This is a genomic window from Lachnospira rogosae (ex Hitch et al. 2025) (assembly GCF_040096455.1).
GTDB classification, from domain to species: Bacteria; Bacillota; Clostridia; order Lachnospirales; family Lachnospiraceae; genus Lachnospira; species Lachnospira rogosae.
Genome location: NZ_JBBMER010000002.1, coordinates 405,755 through 424,023 on the forward strand (window position 1 = coordinate 405,755; position 18,269 = coordinate 424,023).

The 18,269-nt window shown below is 36.4% G+C and carries 16 protein-coding genes, 1 tRNA gene and 1 riboswitch; of the genes, 5 read left to right on the plus strand and 12 right to left on the minus strand.

Translation table 11 applies throughout. The annotated features are described in order from the left end of the window. The 4 genes from WMO14_RS04165 to WMO14_RS04180 form a co-directional block, all read right to left on the minus strand. Positions 1 to 1,074 carry a carbamoyl phosphate synthase small subunit gene (locus tag WMO14_RS04165; protein ID WP_349153320.1) on the minus strand — a complete coding sequence of 358 codons (1,074 nt, stop codon included), beginning with the start codon at positions 1,072 to 1,074 and terminating at the stop codon, positions 1 to 3. A gap of 176 nt (positions 1,075 to 1,250) precedes the next feature. Next, positions 1,251 to 2,726, minus strand: a complete 1,476-nt coding sequence (locus tag WMO14_RS04170) for a WD40/YVTN/BNR-like repeat-containing protein (RefSeq protein ID WP_349153321.1) — start codon at positions 2,724 to 2,726, stop codon at positions 1,251 to 1,253. Between the two features lie 21 nt (positions 2,727 to 2,747). After that, complete coding sequence (locus tag WMO14_RS04175; protein WP_055174055.1) at positions 2,748 to 3,563, minus strand: hypothetical protein; 816 nt, start codon at positions 3,561 to 3,563, stop codon at positions 2,748 to 2,750. Beyond that, positions 3,550 to 4,224 carry an ATP-binding cassette domain-containing protein gene (locus WMO14_RS04180; RefSeq protein WP_022502545.1) on the minus strand — a complete coding sequence of 225 codons (675 nt, stop codon included), beginning with the start codon at positions 4,222 to 4,224 and terminating at the stop codon, positions 3,550 to 3,552. The genes WMO14_RS04175 and WMO14_RS04180 overlap by 14 nt, the downstream gene beginning before the upstream one ends. 276 nt (positions 4,225 to 4,500) lie before the next feature. Here WMO14_RS04180 and WMO14_RS04185 point away from each other — a divergent pair, with 276 nt between their 5' ends. Continuing rightward, positions 4,501 to 5,181: a phosphatase PAP2 family protein gene (locus WMO14_RS04185; protein WP_242858610.1), complete on the plus strand. Its 681-nt coding sequence runs from the start codon at positions 4,501 to 4,503 to the stop codon at positions 5,179 to 5,181. Between the two features lie 83 nt (positions 5,182 to 5,264). Further along, positions 5,265 to 5,374, plus strand: a riboswitch (TPP riboswitch). 193 nt (positions 5,375 to 5,567) lie between these two features. Next, positions 5,568 to 6,875, plus strand: coding sequence for a phosphomethylpyrimidine synthase ThiC (gene thiC, locus WMO14_RS04190; protein ID WP_055174054.1), 1,308 nt, complete (start codon positions 5,568 to 5,570; stop codon positions 6,873 to 6,875). 57 nt (positions 6,876 to 6,932) lie between these two features. Here thiC and nrdD read toward each other — a convergent pair whose 3' ends face one another. Together nrdD and WMO14_RS04200 are read right to left on the minus strand one after the other, a co-directional pair. Continuing rightward, complete coding sequence (gene nrdD / locus WMO14_RS04195; RefSeq protein ID WP_349153322.1) at positions 6,933 to 9,116, minus strand: anaerobic ribonucleoside-triphosphate reductase; 2,184 nt, start codon at positions 9,114 to 9,116, stop codon at positions 6,933 to 6,935. Between the two features lie 303 nt (positions 9,117 to 9,419). After that, entirely contained in the window at positions 9,420 to 11,258 is a 1,839-nt protein-coding gene (locus WMO14_RS04200; protein WP_349153323.1) for a GGDEF domain-containing protein, read from the minus strand. Positions 11,259 to 11,476: 218 nt separating this feature from the next. Between WMO14_RS04200 and WMO14_RS04205 the strand changes: the two genes are divergently transcribed. Further along, positions 11,477 to 11,638 (plus strand): hypothetical protein, encoded by a 162-nt coding sequence (locus WMO14_RS04205; protein ID WP_022502541.1) that lies wholly within the window; start codon positions 11,477 to 11,479, stop codon positions 11,636 to 11,638. A gap of 224 nt (positions 11,639 to 11,862) precedes the next feature. Here the strand turns inward: WMO14_RS04205 and WMO14_RS04210 are convergent, their stop codons facing one another. Genes WMO14_RS04210 through WMO14_RS04235 form a run of 6 tightly spaced genes read right to left on the minus strand, consistent with a single transcriptional unit; the run spans position 11,863 to position 16,873 of the window. Continuing rightward, a complete protein-coding gene (locus WMO14_RS04210) occupies positions 11,863 to 12,804 on the minus strand; it encodes a magnesium transporter CorA family protein (protein WP_022502540.1) in 942 nt (313 codons plus the stop codon). Beyond that, positions 12,788 to 13,960: a 4Fe-4S dicluster domain-containing protein gene (locus tag WMO14_RS04215; protein WP_090140978.1), complete on the minus strand. Its 1,173-nt coding sequence runs from the start codon at positions 13,958 to 13,960 to the stop codon at positions 12,788 to 12,790. The genes WMO14_RS04210 and WMO14_RS04215 overlap by 17 nt, the downstream gene beginning before the upstream one ends. A gap of 14 nt (positions 13,961 to 13,974) precedes the next feature. After that, a complete protein-coding gene (locus tag WMO14_RS04220) occupies positions 13,975 to 14,145 on the minus strand; it encodes a FeoB-associated Cys-rich membrane protein (RefSeq protein WP_022502538.1) in 171 nt (56 codons plus the stop codon). Positions 14,146 to 14,182: 37 nt separating this feature from the next. Beyond that, positions 14,183 to 15,280, minus strand: a complete 1,098-nt coding sequence (locus WMO14_RS04225; RefSeq protein ID WP_022502537.1) for a DUF2974 domain-containing protein — start codon at positions 15,278 to 15,280, stop codon at positions 14,183 to 14,185. Positions 15,281 to 15,311: 31 nt separating this feature from the next. Next, entirely contained in the window at positions 15,312 to 15,542 is a 231-nt protein-coding gene (locus WMO14_RS04230; RefSeq protein ID WP_022502536.1) for a hypothetical protein, read from the minus strand. A 14-nt stretch (positions 15,543 to 15,556) separates the two neighbouring features. Beyond that, entirely contained in the window at positions 15,557 to 16,873 is a 1,317-nt protein-coding gene (locus WMO14_RS04235) for an MATE family efflux transporter (RefSeq protein ID WP_349153324.1), read from the minus strand. 333 nt (positions 16,874 to 17,206) lie between these two features. Here WMO14_RS04235 and WMO14_RS04240 point away from each other — a divergent pair, with 333 nt between their 5' ends. Both WMO14_RS04240 and WMO14_RS04245 read left to right on the plus strand, forming a co-directional pair. Continuing rightward, a complete protein-coding gene (locus WMO14_RS04240) occupies positions 17,207 to 18,085 on the plus strand; it encodes a DegV family protein (protein WP_055174047.1) in 879 nt (292 codons plus the stop codon). 112 nt (positions 18,086 to 18,197) lie between these two features. After that, positions 18,198 to 18,269 (plus strand) — tRNA-Gly (locus WMO14_RS04245).

Sequence of the window (18,269 nt, forward strand, 5' to 3'; positions counted from 1 at the left end):
TTAGTCCTCCTTCTTCATCATATCCATAAATCTGTCAAAAAGATACGCTGTATCCTGTGGTCCTGCACAAGCTTCCGGATGGAACTGTACAGTAAATATATTCTTACCCTTATAAGATAGACCTTCATTAGTCTTATCATTAACATTTTCAAATGCTGGTTCTGCAACCTCTGGATTAAGTGTTGCTTCATCTACAACATAACCATGATTCTGTGTTGATATATATACCTTTCCAGTAGCAAGATCCTTAACAGGGTGGTTAGCACCTCTGTGTCCATACTTTAATCTGTGTGTATCAGCACCTGTCGCAAGAGACATAAGCTGATGTCCAAGACATATGGCAAATATAGGCACATTGCTTGCATAAAGCTTCTTTATCTCTTCGATTATCTCTACACATTCCTTAGGATCTCCAGGACCATTTGATAACATAATACCATCTGGATTGGAAGCTAAGATTTCCTCTGCCTTTGTATATGCTGGATATACTGTAACCTCGCAGCCTCTGTCATTAAGAGACTTAGCAATGTTCTTCTTTGCACCGAAATCCATAAGCGCAACTCTTGGTCCATCTCCGTTAAGTACATACTTTTCCTTGCATGTAACCTTTCTTACAACCCCTGCAACCTTGTATTCCTTAATCTTAGGAAGTACTTCATCAAGATTATAATTTTCGTTAGTTGTAATCATTCCGTTCATAGTACCCTTTTCTCTTAATATCTTAGTAAGGGCTCTTGTATCTATTCCACAGATACCTGGTATATCATTATCTAAAAGGAACTTCTGTATAGGAGCTTCATTTCTGAAGTTACTTGGCATCCTTGATAATTCTCTCACAATAAATCCATCTGGCCATGCTTTTTCAGACTCCATATCTTTATAGCAGACGCCATAGTTGCCAATCAGAGGATATGTCATTGTAACTGCCTGTCCTGCATATGAAGGATCAGTTAACACCTCCAGATATCCTGTCATCGAAGTATTAAAAACTATTTCGCTAATGACTTCGCGAGTGGAACCAATACTTGTTCCCTTAAATACTGTTCCATCTTCAAGTATTAAAAATGCTTTCATGAATGCCACCTATTCCCTTTCGTATATTAAATTGATTATAGTGCGCAAACCACAACTGTTAATAGTCTTTATATAGTTTCAATTGACTTTTGCGCAAAAAAAAAGACACAAAAATGTCTTTTTTTCTTAAACTCCATAAATATTATCATATAATGAATAATAATTCAAGCAAAAAGTCAATTATGCTTATTATTATTCTGCGTAATCTCAAGCTGGCTTACGAACACCCATGTATCACCTTTATCAGATGACTGATACTTAGCCGCCGTCTTGCCATCATTATAAGTTCCATTAGAACCCTGTGTAAGATATACAGTTATAATACCTTTACCATCAACTGTAGGAACTAACGCTTCCTTGTATACATCATTCCATCTTAACTCATCATCAGCTACCGTGCTTGAAGCCGTTGATGACTTGGCTGTACTGTCAAGCTCCTGTTCTGGAAGTGTCACTTTAGAAAATGTCTTGCCGCCATCTTTAGTCATATAAAGATTGCCGTCCATTCCTTCTGCATAATTGTAGCAGAAAAATCCAACATTTTCGTCCACATACATAACACCTTTTAATATATAATTAGCAGGACCGCTTCCAACTGTTGTCCACGTCTCGCCACCATTAGCTGTCTGGTATATCCTGTAAGACTCCTTTTCATTATCAGTCCTGGCATAACCACATACAATAACACCCTTATTCTCATCAAAGAAATCAACATAGTAATCTTCTGCGTTATATATATTATCAAGTTCACAGCTGGTCCAGTTAACACCTTTATCATCAGAATATATAAGAGTTACCGGTACTTTCTTAGAACTTCCCATCCTGCCGCCAAATAAAAATGCAGTCTTTGATGTAGTTATAAGATAACTTCCATCCTTCAACGTGCTTGTACTTCCGCTTTCATACATAAGATTTTCAACATCTACTGGAACAGTTGCATAATGCTCACCATCATCATAAGTTACACTCAATATATCATCTCTTATAACATATCTTGCAAGCAGGTCTGTAGAAGCATTGGTCTTGTTCTCGCTATCTGCTGCCAGGGCTGCCTTCTCATTGTACTGTGCTATTCCGTATTCTTCCGGACTTAATGCTGATGTAACATACACCGTAGCAGTGTTGTCAGTATGTGCATCAATATAGTAAGATACAACCCACTCACATTTCAATCTGTCATCATCAGTAACTCCGTCCCACGAAAGAAAATAATCAGAAGCAGCATTTTTAAGAATTACCGAAAAACTTATTAACGCTGTATGTTCATCTTCATTCAATACATTAATATCATCTATTGTCATCCTCTTAACTGACTTATTATACGGAAGATACTCATTCATATACTGATTAACATACTCATTAAGCCACGTCCTGGCCACTGTTTCTGTCTTAACCTGTGATACATCAGGCATCGTATTTATGACATTAGAATCATCATATGTAGCTGCCCTTGTCTGATACTGCTCATCAATAACATCCCCGTAAGCATCTATATCCACCGTGAAAGTATACCTTGACTTAATATCAAGATTACTTTCCTTGCTTCTGTAATAATACGAACGTATGAATACAGCTATAACAAAAGCACAAAGAATCCCTATACATACCCTTAATGTAATCAATCTTAACTTTTCTCTGTTCTTTTTCTTCATATTCGTTCTCCATCATCCTAATCAGCTCTCGTGTTTTAAATGCATAGCCTCTCTGACAATCTTTCTGTAATACTTATACCACCATAAGAAATACATTGCACCAGCTCCTGCAAGGAAAAATACCAGCACCACAAAAGGATGTACTGCATAGAGCCAGTTATGGGAAAGTCGTCTTACAAAAAATGGCACACCATACGCAAGTAAAACACATACCGCCATAACAGTTCCATTAAACACACTTCTATTCTCATATACCCATATAAAATGATCAAAAGACATAATCGCAAACATCTCACCTATAGGTCTTACGCATATCGTAAGCATACAGAGCATAAGCGAATGAAACCACGAAACGCCGAATATATTAAGAATAATAAAATAAAATATGAATTCAGTAACCATCTTATAAAGAAGCTTTCCTAAAAAATTCATATATGGACTTATTGACATAACTCTTATCATAAGGTAATCCCTGTCACCTATAGTAAATAATATGTTGTTAGAAAGACTTCCGCATATAACCGAAAGCATAACAAACATATATATAATTGTAAGCTCCTGATTGGCCTTAATCAATGGACACTCAAGACCTATAAGCACATATGGTATATATATAAGAATAAATACATATGCAAACTTCTTTATAAATTCCCATAAAACCATAAATAACTGTGCCATAATTCCAACAAATAATCTCGCCTTGGAATTCTCTGCAAATGTATTCTCTTTAACACATCTGCCTATAAGTGGTGCATTACTTATATATCTTATACCTGCATTAGTACCCTCATAAAACCTTAAAATCTTCTCAGCAAACAGCTTCCTAAATAATCTCATTGTCTGTCTCCCCTAATATATCTAAAACTGCCTTCCTTATCTCTGGAATTTCCATAGTCTTTTTATCTATGTGATTAAATTCTCCGTTATTTAAGACTAGCGTATCCTCACTTATCCTCTTGGAAATCTCTAGAAGTCCTGTTGAGATAAGTATTATCCTGCCTTCTTTTATTGTATTAATAACTTCGATAAACTTATTAATGTATTCTTCACTGCAATAATCAAGTGGCTCATCAAAAAGCACAACATAAGGTCTTATTACAAGAATACAGGCAAGCTGTAAAAGCTTCTTCTCCTCAAATGTATAATCCGCTATAAGCTCATCTCTCTTGGCAACACTGAACCCAATTCTATCAAATATATCCTCTGGCTCAGGGTCGTCTCTCTCCATATCACAAAGCATACTTATAAACTCATAACCTGTTATGTATACAGGAAGAACACTCTGCTTTGCCGCATAAAAATATTTACACTTATCAATTGTAACTATGCTTCCGTCATCAACAGATATATCTCCACATATACACTCAAATAATGTTGTTCTTCCAGCTCCCGGTCCACCAAGTATAGGATATATCTGTCCCTCCTCAAATGTAAAGGATATATCTGTAAGAACTTCATTCTTCTTATAGCTCTTTTTTATATGGCTTAATTTAAGCATATTTTTCTCCAATTCATATCATATAATTAAGTGACAGCCGTTAATATATCCGGACATCTACAACATAATTGTATACCAATCCATCACTTACTTTACAAACATTTTCTAACTATTATAATAATTTTTTATTAAATATTAAATCACAACAAAATATTATATTAAAAATCTATAACTTTGTAAACACATAATCAAATTGCTATTGCTTTTGATTAGAAACAATGCTAACATTTTAATATTATTTATTATAGCGGTTATCTGCTGGAAATGAAGGTTATGATGAAAACATTTAAAAAAATATGGTGGCGTCTGCTTTTTGCACTTTACGCTTTTATATATCTTCCCTGGTTCTTTTATCTTGAGCATAAAATAACTATGGATTATCCCGGAATTCACATATTAAACGGAACAATCGACAGCTATATACCTTTCCTTGAGATATTTATAATCCCTTATCTTTTATGGTTTGTCTATATAGCTGCTTCATGCATATATATGGTTCTGAAAGCAGACAATAAAGAATTTATAAGATTTGCTCTTTCACTTATTATCGGTATGTCGGTATCTATGTTTATATGTATGATATACCCTAATGGTCTAACATTAAGACCTGATAACATCCCTGATAATATATTTGGAAAGCTTGTTGCTGTACTCTATGCTACCGATACGACAACCAACGTATTTCCAAGCATACATGTATATAATTCAATTGCCGTCCACACTGCCCTTTCAAAGTGTAAGGCACTTAAAGAGCACAAATATATTGTCAATGCTTCACTTATATTATGTATACTTATATGCCTGTCAACAATATTCTTAAAACAACACTCTGTATATGATGTTATCGGAGGTATCGTTCTTATGGCATTTATGTATTTTATGCTTTACATTCTGCCAGAAAGAAATACAGAAGCAAAGTGCGAAGCTGAAAGCCAGCAGCAGTCTATAACAGATTAACAATAATATTATTATAACCTGCCCGATAAAAGTCTTTACATAAGATTGACTTTTATCGGGCAGATGTTATACTATCAATCATAAGATATTAACTGGGGAGCAGAAGGCTTTTGCCTGGCTGAGAGGGAATCCGGTTCCGACCCATATACCTGATGTGGATAATGCCACCGTAGGAAGATTATTATTCTCTAGTCATTTTAATCAAATATATGATGTTAAATTAAATGCAGATATTATAATTTTATGTTACGTTCTATTTTTTAATCTGTATAAATATTCATCTTCCTAATTCTTCCAGTCAGTTCCCTAATTAATACATTACACGAAAGCACCAATACTTATTATGAATTTTTATTTTGTATTATGTGTGGAAATGGAGGATACTTATGGAATACACAACACAGATGGATGCCGCCAGAAAAGGCATTATCACTAAAGAAATGGAATGTGTTGCAGCTAAAGAACACATGGATATTAATGAACTTGTAAAACTCGTAGCCTGTGGACAGGTTATTATACCAGCTAACAAAAATCACAAATGCCTTGACCCTAACGGAATAGGCTCTATGCTTCGTACTAAAATTAACGTCAATCTTGGTACTTCAAGAGACTGTGTTGACCTTGATATGGAACTTGATAAGGTAAATAATGCAGTAAAAATGGGTGCTGAGGCCATAATGGATTTAAGTTCATTTGGGGACACACAGAAGTTCAGAAGAAAGCTTACTACTGAATGTCCAGCAATCATCGGTACTGTTCCAATATATGATGCCGTTGTATATTATCACAAGGCTCTTAAGGAAATTACTGCTAAGGAATGGCTTGATATTGTAAGAATGCACGCTGAAGATGGTGTTGACTTTATGACTATCCATTGTGGAATTAACAAAGCTACAGCTAAGAAATTCAGAGCCGACAAACGTCTTATGAACATTGTATCAAGAGGCGGTTCAATCATCTATGCGTGGATGGAAATGACAGGCAATGAAAATCCATTTTTTGAATACTATGACGAAGTACTTGATATATGCCGCGAATATGACGTTACTATGAGTCTTGGTGATGCCTGCAGGCCTGGCTGTATTATGGATGCCTCTGATATATCACAGATTGAGGAGCTTGTTACTCTAGGTGAACTTACAAGACGTGCTTGGGAAAAGGACGTTCAGGTTATGATTGAAGGGCCTGGACATATGCCAATCAACCAGATTCAGGCTAATATGGAAATCCAAAAAACCATATGCAAGGGTGCTCCTTTCTATGTACTTGGACCTCTTGTTACAGATATTGCACCTGGCTATGACCATATAACTTCTGCTATCGGTGGTGCTATCGCTGCTACATATGGTGCTTCTTTCCTCTGCTATGTAACTCCTGCTGAACATCTTCGTCTTCCTGACTTAAATGATGTTAAAGAAGGAATTATTGCAGCAAGAATTGCAGCTCACGCTGCTGATATTGCAAAAGGTGTTCCCGGTGCAATCGACTGGGATTTAAAGATGGATAAAGCAAGACGTGTACTTGACTGGGATGCACAATTTGATGCTGCCATAGACCCAGAAAAAGCAAGACGCTACAGACAGGAAGCCAAGCCAGAAAAAGAAGATACCTGCTCTATGTGCGGTAATTTCTGTGCCGTTAAGAATATGAATAAAATTATGGACGGTGAAATCGTTAGTATATTTGATGAATAATACACCAAAAAGCCAGCCGGATATTATTCCGGCTGGCTTTTAATATACTGTTAAATATTAAAGATGAAGCACTCTTTCCTTAATCTCCTGTGTACGTCCCTGATTCCAGAACTGTGTTCCAATATAACCGCATGTTCTTCTTGCAACATTCATCTTATCCTGATTACGGTTGCCACAATTAGGGCATTCCCATATAAGCTTTCCATCATCATCGTTTATAATCTGTATCTGTCCTGTATAACCGCATACCTGACAATAATCGCTTTTTGTATTAAGCTCTGCATACATAATATTGTCATATATGAACTGCATAACAGAAAGAACTGCTGGTATATTATCATTCATATCTGGAACTTCTACATAGCTTATTGCACCACCTGGTGAAAGCTCCTGGAACTGAGCCTCGAACTTCAGCTTGTCAAATGCGTTGATATTCTCTGTTACGTGAACATGGTAACTATTAGTTATATAATTCTTATCCGTAACACCTTTTATCTTGCCAAATCTTTTCTGAAGATTCTTAGCAAACTTATAAGTTGTTGATTCAAGCGGTGTTCCGTAAAGACTGAAATCTATATTAGTCTCCTTGGCCCAGCGGTTACAGGTATCTCTTAAATATGTCATAAGCTTTAATGCAAATTCTGTACCATTAGGATCCGTATGTGTAACACCCTTCATATAGTAAGTACATTCACACAGACCAGCATACCCTAAAGAAATAGTAGAATATCCGCCGTAAAGAAGCTTATCAATGGTTTCGCCCTTCTTAAGTCTTGCAAGTGCACCATTCTGCCAGAGAATTGGTGCAACATCTGATGGAGTACCTTTTAATCTATAATGTCTGCACATAAGTGCTCTCTTACAAAGCTCAAGTCTTTCATCAAGGATTTTCCAGAATTTATCCATATCCTTACCTGATGAACATGCTACATCTACAAGATTAAGTGTAACTACACCCTGATTAAAACGTCCATAATATTTAGGCTTATTATCATTCTCTGGGTCATTATAAGGTGTCAGGAAAGAACGACAGCCCATACAAGGGAAGCAATGTCCTTCTCCAAACTTATCAACCTTAAGCTTCTTCATAATCTTTTCTGATATATAATCTGGAACCATTCTCTTAGCTGTACATTTAGCGGCAAGCTGTGTAAGGTTCCAATACTTTGAATCTTCTCTTATATTATCTTCCTCTAGCACATATATAAGCTTAGGAAACGCTGGTGTAATCCATACACCCTTTTCGTTCTTAACACCCTGTATTCTCTGCTTAAGAACTTCCTCTATTACAAGGGCAAGGTCTTCTCTTGTCTGTCCTTCCGGAACCTCATCAAGATACATAAATACAGTAACAAATGGAGCCTGTCCATTAGTTGTCATAAGTGTTATTACCTGATACTGAATCATCTGTACACCACGTTTAATTTCATCTCTTACTCTTAATTCTGCAACTTCCTTAATCTTATCTTCTCCTGCATCAATTCCAGTTGCCTTGAATTCCTCTGCAACCTGCTTAATGAACTTTTCCCTGCTTATCTGGACAAATGGAGCAAGGTGTGCTAATGAAATGCTCTGTCCGCCATACTGTGAGCTGGCAATCTGTGCAATAGCCTGTGTAGCTATATTACAGGCTGTAGAAAAGCTGTGTGGCTTCTCAATCATTGTTTCGCTTATAACCGTTCCGTTCTGGAGCATATCTTCAAGGTTTACAAGACAGCAGTTGTGCATATGCTGTGCGAAATAATCTGCATCATGAAAATGTATAAGTCCCTGCTCGTGTGCATCTACAATATCTGCTGGAAGAAGAAATCTTTTAGTAATATCCTTGCTTACCTCTCCTGCCATATAATCTCTCTGTACACTATTAACAGTAGGATTCTTATTGGAATTCTCCTGCTTTACTTCCTCATTATTGCACTCTAAAAGACTTAATATCTGCTCATCTGTTGAGTTAGACTTTCTTACAAGAGCTCTCTTATATCTGTATGTGATATACTTTCTGGCTACTGCAAATGCCCTCATATTCATAATCTGGTTCTCAACAAGATCCTGAATTTCTTCAACATTAAGTGATCTGTTCATCTCCTGGCAGATGCTCTCGACATTATCAGATATTGTTTCAATCTGCTCATCAGAAAGTCTTTCGCTATGTACAACCTCCTTATTTGCCTTTGCAACTGCTGCCATTATTTTACTAATATCAAATGTAACTTCTGATCCACTACGTTTGATTATCTTCATAATTAGTAAACCCTCCCTTTTTACCTGACAATAAATTTCTATTCACATTTAGTATACAAATAAAATTACGCGTAATATTTATTAATAATAAAATATATCATATTGGGGCTTTATCTACCCTAATCGTATATAATGCGCTACACAAGAGTTCTCTTGTATAGCGCAGTTTAAATTTTACATCACATATATCTTCAAGTCAATACAAACACAATATGTTGTGGATTTAATACAATATAAATACAATATACTGCAATATATAAAATTCCCCTAATTACTTATGCCAATAGTAATTAGGGGCTGTTTTTAATCAGTAATATTCATCGCTGCAACATAATCCTGCTCTTCATCACTTATTATTGTATACAATAAAGTTGATGTTATCACAGCACACTCTATCTCATATTCTGCCCACTGTGAAGCTTCTTTGGTCTTATCTATTGTAAGAACACCTTTTATATCATCCCTGCCACCAATAAAGCACTGGATTGTTGAACATATATGCCGCTTCTTCATCTCCTCAACAAATTCAGGAGCTACATCCAGATTTCTGTTGACGAAATCGGCTGATATATAATTCTTATCTCCCATAAGCTTATTAAAGCCATCTGTATTAACATATGGCAGATACTCCGCATCCTCAAGCTGCTGTCCAAATGTCAAACACCTCTTTAAAGCCTTACCTTTATAAATGCTTATGCTGTCCACCTTGTAAGTCTGAATCATATGTTCAAACATATTGCTTACAGCACCCTTTCTGTCTGTGTTAAACTGTAACATAATGTCTGTAAGATATCTTAATTCGCGCATCTCCCTGCCGTCATTAAATATCTTATCCTTCTGGTTAAGAGAATTCTCATAAGACTCTTTATGTATCTCATCCCTGAAAAATACATACCTGTCCCTGCCCTTTTCCTTTGCTACATAAAGACAGAAATCAGCCTTTTTAAACAATTCTTCATATTCGTGTCCATTATTAGGACTGAATGCAACACCTATTGATGTCGTGACCTGAAAATTTTCATAATCATTCTTGAATTCCCACTTAACCTGTGTTCGTATAGCTCTTAATATTCCTCTTAATGAATAATCGTCATTAATTCCATTTAAGACGATCATAAATTCATCTCCGCCTATACGTCCGACAACACCATCTTCACCAACAACCTCTTTAAGCTTCTTGGCTACTCTTGTAAGTACTTTATCTCCATAGAGATGTCCATATCTGTCATTAACCTGCTTGAAATAATCAACATCAAGTATAACTATGCTTACCCTGTTAATCTTCTCTTTCTTAACAAGCTTCTGTGCATACTCTGTTATAGTCTTCTTATTATACACCTTGGTAAGCGAATCCATAGTAAGTTCATCGGCAATCTCAACAATATTACCCATACTGTTAGTTCCGTCAGCAAGAATAATCCTTCCAATAACCATATTCTCACCTGTATACTTAGTATATACAGCTCCTACGAACTTAACCTTTTCCATAGCTTTGCCAAATGTTCTCATATTAGTTGTAAGCTTGACACTGAACTCTGATGTATACAGCTTTATATACCTTATCAGATTATTCAGTTCAACAACGTCCTCTTCAAGAATTCTGCCATCAAGCATATATGCTTCCCATTCATCAATAGGCATTCTAGTTATTACTTCTCTTGAAATGCCTTCATATCTTACAATCTTAATATCCCCAGTCTTCTCAGAATACGCAAATACATACTCGCCTGTGAGTCCCATAACTACTCTTTCCATTGCGATATCGTCACATATCCTGCGATTAGTCTCTACAACACTATCTATATCGATCATCTCTATATCAATATTACGCAGAGCATCATTATTCTCAAATGACAAAAGCTTAATAAGATTCTGTCTGTACTCCCCCTTATAGTCCCTGAATAAAAAGCATTTACCCACAGGACTTCCATCAAACGAATCAATAAGCTCTATTAACTTTTCTTTATCATCTGGATGTACGAACTCCGTAAGACAGCCATATGACGTATTTCCAAAATAGTCATTAAAGGCACGGTTCGTTACATTAGTAAGATAAAATCTGTCTATGACCGCAAGCCGGCGGTCCAGTCTATGTGCTGTCACATAGTCATCCCCGATTCCAACATTCTGTTGTGAATACATATCTAAACCTTCTCCTTAATTCAATTGTCGAAATAACCCTGCGATTATTATAATTTATAATGCACAAATATGCAACAATTTTATTTGTTTTTTGGTACTTTAGTACCAATGGCAAATCTTGTATTTTATTTTAAATATGTATGTGATACAATACAACATATTGTTAATTTGTTTTAACAATTATATATTATTAATTTAATATGTGGAGGTTTTTTATTATGGAGCGTGTGAAATTCAGCAGAGTAGAGGTGTATCACGGAGACAGTCCTAAGAAGTTTCCGGTATATGAGATTTATCTTGACGGGGTCATTGTAACAAAAGTATCATCTAAGACAGAAGCTGAGGAGATGGTGTCACGCTGGCAGGAAGTTTACAAGTAAGCATATAAGTATAATAACAAATATTACTAGCAATTATAAAGCTGTGGACAAGCATTATCTTTAAAAGATTATTTTTAAGCAAAGATTACTCTTGGATAAAGACTACTTCGGGATAAAGACTACTTTTAAAGATAATTACTGTTCCACAGCTTTTATTAAACAAATTATATAATTTTACCATTGTATATTATATTTTTTATATATAATAAATCTTCTTAAACACCTTAAAGCATTTTCTTCTTCTTAAGGAACCACAATACAAACACACATATAATAAATATTATTACAACAATTATATAAAATCCATACCTGGTTGCTGATAAAGGCATCCACTCACCGGCAACATTCATTCCATATATTCCCGATATTATTGTAGGTATAGCCATAACTATAGTGATTGATGTAAGAATTTTCATTACATTATTAAGCCTGTTATTAATAACCGATGACAACAGCTCTCTTGTACCATCTATAATATCCCTGTATATAGACGTCATCTCGATAGCCTGCTGGTATTCGACTGTTACATCTTCAAGCAGTTCCATATCCTCCGGATACTGTTCAAGTCTTTTGTATCGTCTCAATCTTTCAAGCACAATGCTGTTCGCCCTTAAAGATGTAGCAAAGTATACAAGTGTCGATTCTAATTCGTGAAGCTCGATAATATCTGTATCGTGTGTATCATCGCCAACTCTTTCTTCTATCTCAGTTCTTTTCTTATCAATCCCACGTAAGTAAGCCTGATAAAGCATAGCCGAGCGGAACATCATTTCATATATAAAACGCATTTTCTTCTTAGTACTGAACTCTTTTAACTTATTGCGCACAAAATAGTTAAGCACGGGTGTATCTTCCCTGCATATCGTTATTATTGCATCATTCTTTAATATGATACCTAATGGTATTGTTGTATACATCTTTTTCTCGTGTCGTACCTCAGGTGTTGGTATATCCACAAGAATAAGTGTATAACCGTCTTCAAGACTTATTCGTGAACTTTCTTCCTCATCAAGTGCTGTCGCAAGGTCAGCTAAGTCTATCTCAAAATAGCCTGATACAAGGGATAATTCACTGCTTGTCGGGTCAATCATATTAACCCAGCAGCCTTCTTCTATATTATCAAGCTTTTGCAGTACCTTATTATCTGTCTTATAGATTTCTACCATAATCCACCTTCTTTCTGGTCTTTACGAAAATGTTTCTCTCATCTTTAACCATACTTCTGTAACCTGACGGACACTGCGTTACACACTGTCCACAGCCTATGCACCTGTCTATATCATATACAAGCTCTGCGCGCTCTTTATCATACCACGTTGCATTGGTCGGACAGAAACAGGCGCACCTGTTACAGCCTGTACATTTCGCGTTATCAACTATCTGTGGTCTGTAAAATGCCTTAATCATAAGCTGCGATAAAGCACCCTCCCTGAAGCTTCCATATAAGAAACAGCAGTCTATACAACAGTTGCACAGCACAATCTCTTCATTACCAGAGTATGTGCCATAGTGATATAATGTATGTATACAGCCTTTTTTCTCAAGCGTGTCTATAAGCTTTCTGGCTTCATCTATGGAAATGTGTCTTGCAACGCCAGCTTTTTCAAGCTGTACAGCCATTCTTCCAACCGCCATACACGACTCAATCGGCATATCATAGTCACATTTTCCATTCTCAAGCATCTTTTTGGTGCGGCAGAAACAGTTCATAACAGCAATATGTTCCTTATTCCTGTTAAGAATATCCATAACCTCACCCTCTGTATACACAGCCTGCACAGCATCTACATTTTTATTAATCTTAATAATTCTCTTTTTAGCACTCAGATTATTGGCAGGGTCAGGTATAAGCGTTGACATTCTTCCCTGCTCTCTTTGCATATTGCGCTCATTGACACGGTTCATATACATTCTTACAGGTGCTATATTAAGCTTTATAAGAAGTTCCTCAAATTCTGCAAACTTAATAAGAAGCCGTCTTCTCTTATCATTAAGCGGTCCAGAGGCATACAGCTCAACCCAGCCCGGAAATATCGGCGTTATATCATAGACACCTTCCTGCCTGCTCTCCCATATTCCGCCTTTGTCCCTTATGCTTGTAAATACTTTCTCAAATGCCTCACCGTCAAGCTGCCACAATTCTTTAAGCTCATCCCTGCTGTAATATCCGTCCTTCATAAGAAGCATATAATCTATATCCTGCTCATCAAATACAATCTCAAAACACTCAATAATACATTTTACAAGCGGTACAGATAATTTAGACTTGCTATTCATTAGCTTTCCAAGTTCGACAGCCTTTTTCCTGAATTCATTAGTCATATTTATTCTCTTTCTTACTTCTTATCTTTAGAACCAGTTGAACAATGGGCACTGCACGAAGAACAATTGCCGCTACAGGTATCTCCAAGTCCGCTCTCTTTGTGCTTAGATGAAACCCACAGGAACAATACAACTACAACAAATAGTACAACTGCACCAAGTATAATATTAATAATTCCTGACATATCTAATCTCCATTTCTTCTATAATATTTCTATAATATCATTTCTCAAATCTTGCCTTGCTTATCTTATCAGTAAGCGACAAAAGCATATTCTTAATAAGTGTTCTGCTGTCCTTATCAAGTCCGGCATACTGACGTATAACCTCCCTTGTGCTTCTTAATCTGTCTGCTGACACATCTGACAAATTCTTAGCACCGCTGGCATATAAAAGTCCGAATAAAGTTTCAACGAACTCCTCCCTGCGTTCATTATCAACGCTGTTAATCCAGCTGCTTAATGCCTTATTAAGCCTTCTGCTCTGTGCACTTAATTTCTTAGCCTTTACAAGAAAAGCACCAAGCACCTGCCACGACATTGCATCATGCTGCATAAGCCCGCTCTGTGAACTCTTAACAATAATATAATCCTCATCGTGTTCAAGTAACATTCCTACTATCGAATTCTCTGGGACTATGCTTTTGATAAGCGGTAACATCGCCTGATATTTCGCACTTTTTATCATATTCACATCAAATCCAGGGCCATCATTATTGTATACACAATCTATCTTTTTTCTTACTCTCTCACTGCATTTTACAGCCGAATATATAGCAAGATTGCCACCCTTGGAATGTCCGCCTATATAAAGCCTTCCTCTTATGTACTGGCATGTACTATTAATATACTCTACCGCCGCCTCCTGTGACGGAACAGGCATAATAAAGCTCATATTAAAATCCTCTTTCCAGCCGACAAGTGTATCATCTGTACCCCTGAATACAACATAAGTATGCTTAGGGCTTATTCTTATGTGAAATGCCCCGAACTGCTTTTCCAAGGTTTCATCTACTGTATCTACATAATTAGATAAAATCAGATTTCCAAATCTTTTGGAAGCTGCCGCTTTTTTCATAAGAAATGGAGCTTCACTAATAAATGATTTATCCTGCTTTAGTTCATTTTCTGTATACATATCAAAAAACATCTGCGATGCTTCTTTTAATGTAATGCTTCTCTTCTCCTCAGGTGATGGTATAATATCCCTGAAATTAACGTATGCAAGCTGTGCAAGAATAACATTATCAACCTCATTAAAAGGTGACTGTTCAAATGTTATATCCCCACGCCAGTCAAGATAATCCATTATATTTCCCATATATACACCCCCAGCAAATGCTTAATAAACCTTATTTGGATAAAGTCTTAAGTTCATTAACAATATCTATATCAGACTGCATAACCTTCATATTAGAAGTTACCGGCTGTTCTCCTGGCTTTGTCACAGTTATCTCTATAACTGTTCCCTCCTGAATTCCACCATTGAGGCAGTAATTAATAAATGACACAAACTTTGGATGGTTTGCGGCAAATTTATTCTTTAAGTTCATTATTTTCATAATTGATGCTGGATTAACCATATCATATCCTCCGACTATATATTATTATGATTTCGCATTCTGTTATTCTTTAGTATAAGAAATACTACGCATACAACTGCCGTTATTAATTCTGTTGCTGGAAAACTGCTCCATACTCCTGTCATTCCAAACAGCTTTGAAAGGCTGATTGACATAATAAGCATAAGCACAATTCCTCTTAATAATGATACCACAAATGATTCTTTAGCACACTCCACTGCACTAAAATATCCGGCAGATACTATATTAAATCCTGCAAATAAAAATCCTGCAAAATATATTATCATTCCGCTATGTGCATATACAGCAAGTGTCTCAACACCCTCACTGTTAAACAGTGCAACAAGCTGGTCTGTAAATCTAAATACAATTATATATATTACTGCAAAAAGTGCAACCGCTGTAGCAGCACTCATTCTGTACAGCCTTTCAGCATCTTTTCTGTCACCCCTGCCGTAACATTCACTAATAAGCGGCTGTGTTCCCTGGGCAATACCATTAAATATAGCTGTTCCAATATAAGCATAATTAGCAACAACTCCATATGCTGCAATACCGATATTTCCTGTGATTGACAGTAACAGCATATTAAATACAGTTGTAGTAACCGCCGATGCTATCTCACCAATAAATGCGGCTGTTCCAAGCATACACGACTCCCAGAGCATTTTTAAAGACGGAAAGTGCCATTTAAACACAACCGTATTATTCTTACCAAAAAAATGTGTCAGGCACACCAATATACTGCATACAGGTGAAGCTGCAGTAGCCATCGCAGCACCTAACAGCCCAAGCTTCATTGGAAACATAAATATATAATCAAACACTATATTAAAAAGACTTCCACAAAGTGTCGCAATCATCGCCCTTGAGGGATCATTATCATTTCTTACATATGCACTTACAATGTAATTACACATAAAAAATGGAGTAAACATAAGAAATGTCCTTGTATAGCAGGTTCCAAGTGCCGTAATTGTATCATCTGCACCCATAAGCCTTAAAAGCCTATCTGGTGCAAACAGTCCCACAAGTATAAATACTATGCTTAACAGGCACGCACACATTATTGCATTTGAAAAATAATCATCTGCCCTCTCATTATTCTTGGCTCTTAATATCTTAAATCTTATCGCCGAACCAACACCTATCATTGAGCCAACAGCAAATATAACATTAAATACAGGAAGTACAAGATTAAGAACTGTAATTCCGTCTGCCCCTGCGAATTTAGATATAAAAAATGTGTCTGCAACAACATAACACGATATTCCAAGCATACCGAATATGTTCTGTGACACATATTTAGCAAATTTCTTCCTTATGTCCATTAATATTCCTCATCTTTCCGTAAGCATATACCATATCTTAACCAGAATATTCCAGTTATTTCAATACACTTATATGCTGCATAAACAACAATATTAATATACAGTAATTCAACCAGAAAATCAATTATAGTTTGACATACAAAGTAATATGTTATATAATCCCGTTTGTTATATTTTGATTATAAAAATATTTGATAATATTATTATGATTTAATTGGAAAATGTATCTTAGCTGTATATTTACAGACCATATTGCAATACTATTTTCAGGCTTGTAGCTTTGCGTACCAGCACCTGCCTGTCAGCAATGGTACGCAGAAATGAGGATTATTTATGAATTCAGCTTCTAAGATAACAATTATAACAGATTCAGCATCGGATATGCCAGGAAATTTACACAATCAGGTCACAGTTCTTCCTATGACTATATCATTTGGAGATGAACAATTCGAAGATGGTGTCACACTCTCAGCAGATGAGTTCTATATGAAACTCATCGAAAGCGACACTCTCCCTAAGACAAGCCAGGTAAGTCCTTTCGCATTTACCTCTGCCTATGAAACTGCACTCACCCATTCTGATGCCGTTATAGTGATAACTCTTTCTTCTAAATTATCGGGAACTTACCAGAGTGCCTGCATAGCCGCCGGGGATTATGAAAGCGAACACGCCGGCAGCCAGGGGAAAATATATATTATAGACAGCGAAAATGTAACTGTAGGCGAACAGATTCTAATTGAATATGCTTTAAAACTTATTAATGATGGATTGTCAGCCACAGCAATCGCTGATGAGTTAAACTCCGCCAAAAAACGCATACGTCTTGTAGCACTTCTTGATACTCTGGAATATCTTAAAAAAGGTGGCAGAATATCAAGCAGTGCCGCTTTCTTAGGAAATGTATTAAAAATAAAACCTGTAATCGCAATTGATAATGGTGAAGTTGCCATATTAGGTAAAGCCCGCGGCTCAAAGCAGGGCAACAACTTCTTAATTGAACAGGTCAACACCTACGGTGGAATTGATTATTCTATGCCTGTCCTTCTTGGCTACACCGGCTGTTCAACAGAACTTATCGACAAATACATTAAGGACAGCAGCTCTTTATGGGAAAATAAGATTCCTGTTCCGGCCAGAATAAAAGTAGGAGCTACAATCGGAACACATATTGGACCTGGTGGAATTACTGTCGCTTTCTTCTCAACAAAGTAATTATTTTAATTTTTTTGAAATTTTTTCAAAAAAGTGCTTGACACTTTTAACTTTTGCGTGTATTATATCACTTGTGTTCGCGAGAAACCAAACGAACAACACAATATAATATGCGCGAGTGGCTCAGTGGTGGAGCACCTCCTTGCCAAGGAGGGGGTCGCGGGTTCGATCCCCGTCTCGCGCT

What these genes read in the sequence shown, in the direction of transcription:
- WMO14_RS04165 (WP_349153320.1), bottom strand. Translation starts at nt 1,074, where the DNA reads ATGAAAGCATTTTTAATACTTGAAGATGGAACAGTATTTAAGGGAACA.
- WMO14_RS04170 (WP_349153321.1), bottom strand. Translation starts at nt 2,726, where the DNA reads ATGAAGAAAAAGAACAGAGAAAAGTTAAGATTGATTACATTAAGGGTA.
- WMO14_RS04175 (WP_055174055.1), bottom strand. Translation starts at nt 3,563, where the DNA reads ATGAGATTATTTAGGAAGCTGTTTGCTGAGAAGATTTTAAGGTTTTAT.
- WMO14_RS04180 (WP_022502545.1), bottom strand. Translation starts at nt 4,224, where the DNA reads ATGCTTAAATTAAGCCATATAAAAAAGAGCTATAAGAAGAATGAAGTT.
- WMO14_RS04185 (WP_242858610.1), top strand. Translation starts at nt 4,501, where the DNA reads ATGAAAACATTTAAAAAAATATGGTGGCGTCTGCTTTTTGCACTTTAC.
- thiC (WP_055174054.1), top strand. Translation starts at nt 5,568, where the DNA reads ATGGAATACACAACACAGATGGATGCCGCCAGAAAAGGCATTATCACT.
- nrdD (WP_349153322.1), bottom strand. Translation starts at nt 9,116, where the DNA reads ATGAAGATAATCAAACGTAGTGGATCAGAAGTTACATTTGATATTAGT.
- WMO14_RS04200 (WP_349153323.1), bottom strand. Translation starts at nt 11,258, where the DNA reads ATGTATTCACAACAGAATGTTGGAATCGGGGATGACTATGTGACAGCA.
- WMO14_RS04205 (WP_022502541.1), top strand. Translation starts at nt 11,477, where the DNA reads ATGGAGCGTGTGAAATTCAGCAGAGTAGAGGTGTATCACGGAGACAGT.
- WMO14_RS04210 (WP_022502540.1), bottom strand. Translation starts at nt 12,804, where the DNA reads ATGGTAGAAATCTATAAGACAGATAATAAGGTACTGCAAAAGCTTGAT.
- WMO14_RS04215 (WP_090140978.1), bottom strand. Translation starts at nt 13,960, where the DNA reads ATGACTAATGAATTCAGGAAAAAGGCTGTCGAACTTGGAAAGCTAATG.
- WMO14_RS04220 (WP_022502538.1), bottom strand. Translation starts at nt 14,145, where the DNA reads ATGTCAGGAATTATTAATATTATACTTGGTGCAGTTGTACTATTTGTT.
- WMO14_RS04225 (WP_022502537.1), bottom strand. Translation starts at nt 15,280, where the DNA reads ATGGGAAATATAATGGATTATCTTGACTGGCGTGGGGATATAACATTT.
- WMO14_RS04230 (WP_022502536.1), bottom strand. Translation starts at nt 15,542, where the DNA reads ATGGTTAATCCAGCATCAATTATGAAAATAATGAACTTAAAGAATAAA.
- WMO14_RS04235 (WP_349153324.1), bottom strand. Translation starts at nt 16,873, where the DNA reads ATGGACATAAGGAAGAAATTTGCTAAATATGTGTCACAGAACATATTC.
- WMO14_RS04240 (WP_055174047.1), top strand. Translation starts at nt 17,207, where the DNA reads ATGAATTCAGCTTCTAAGATAACAATTATAACAGATTCAGCATCGGAT.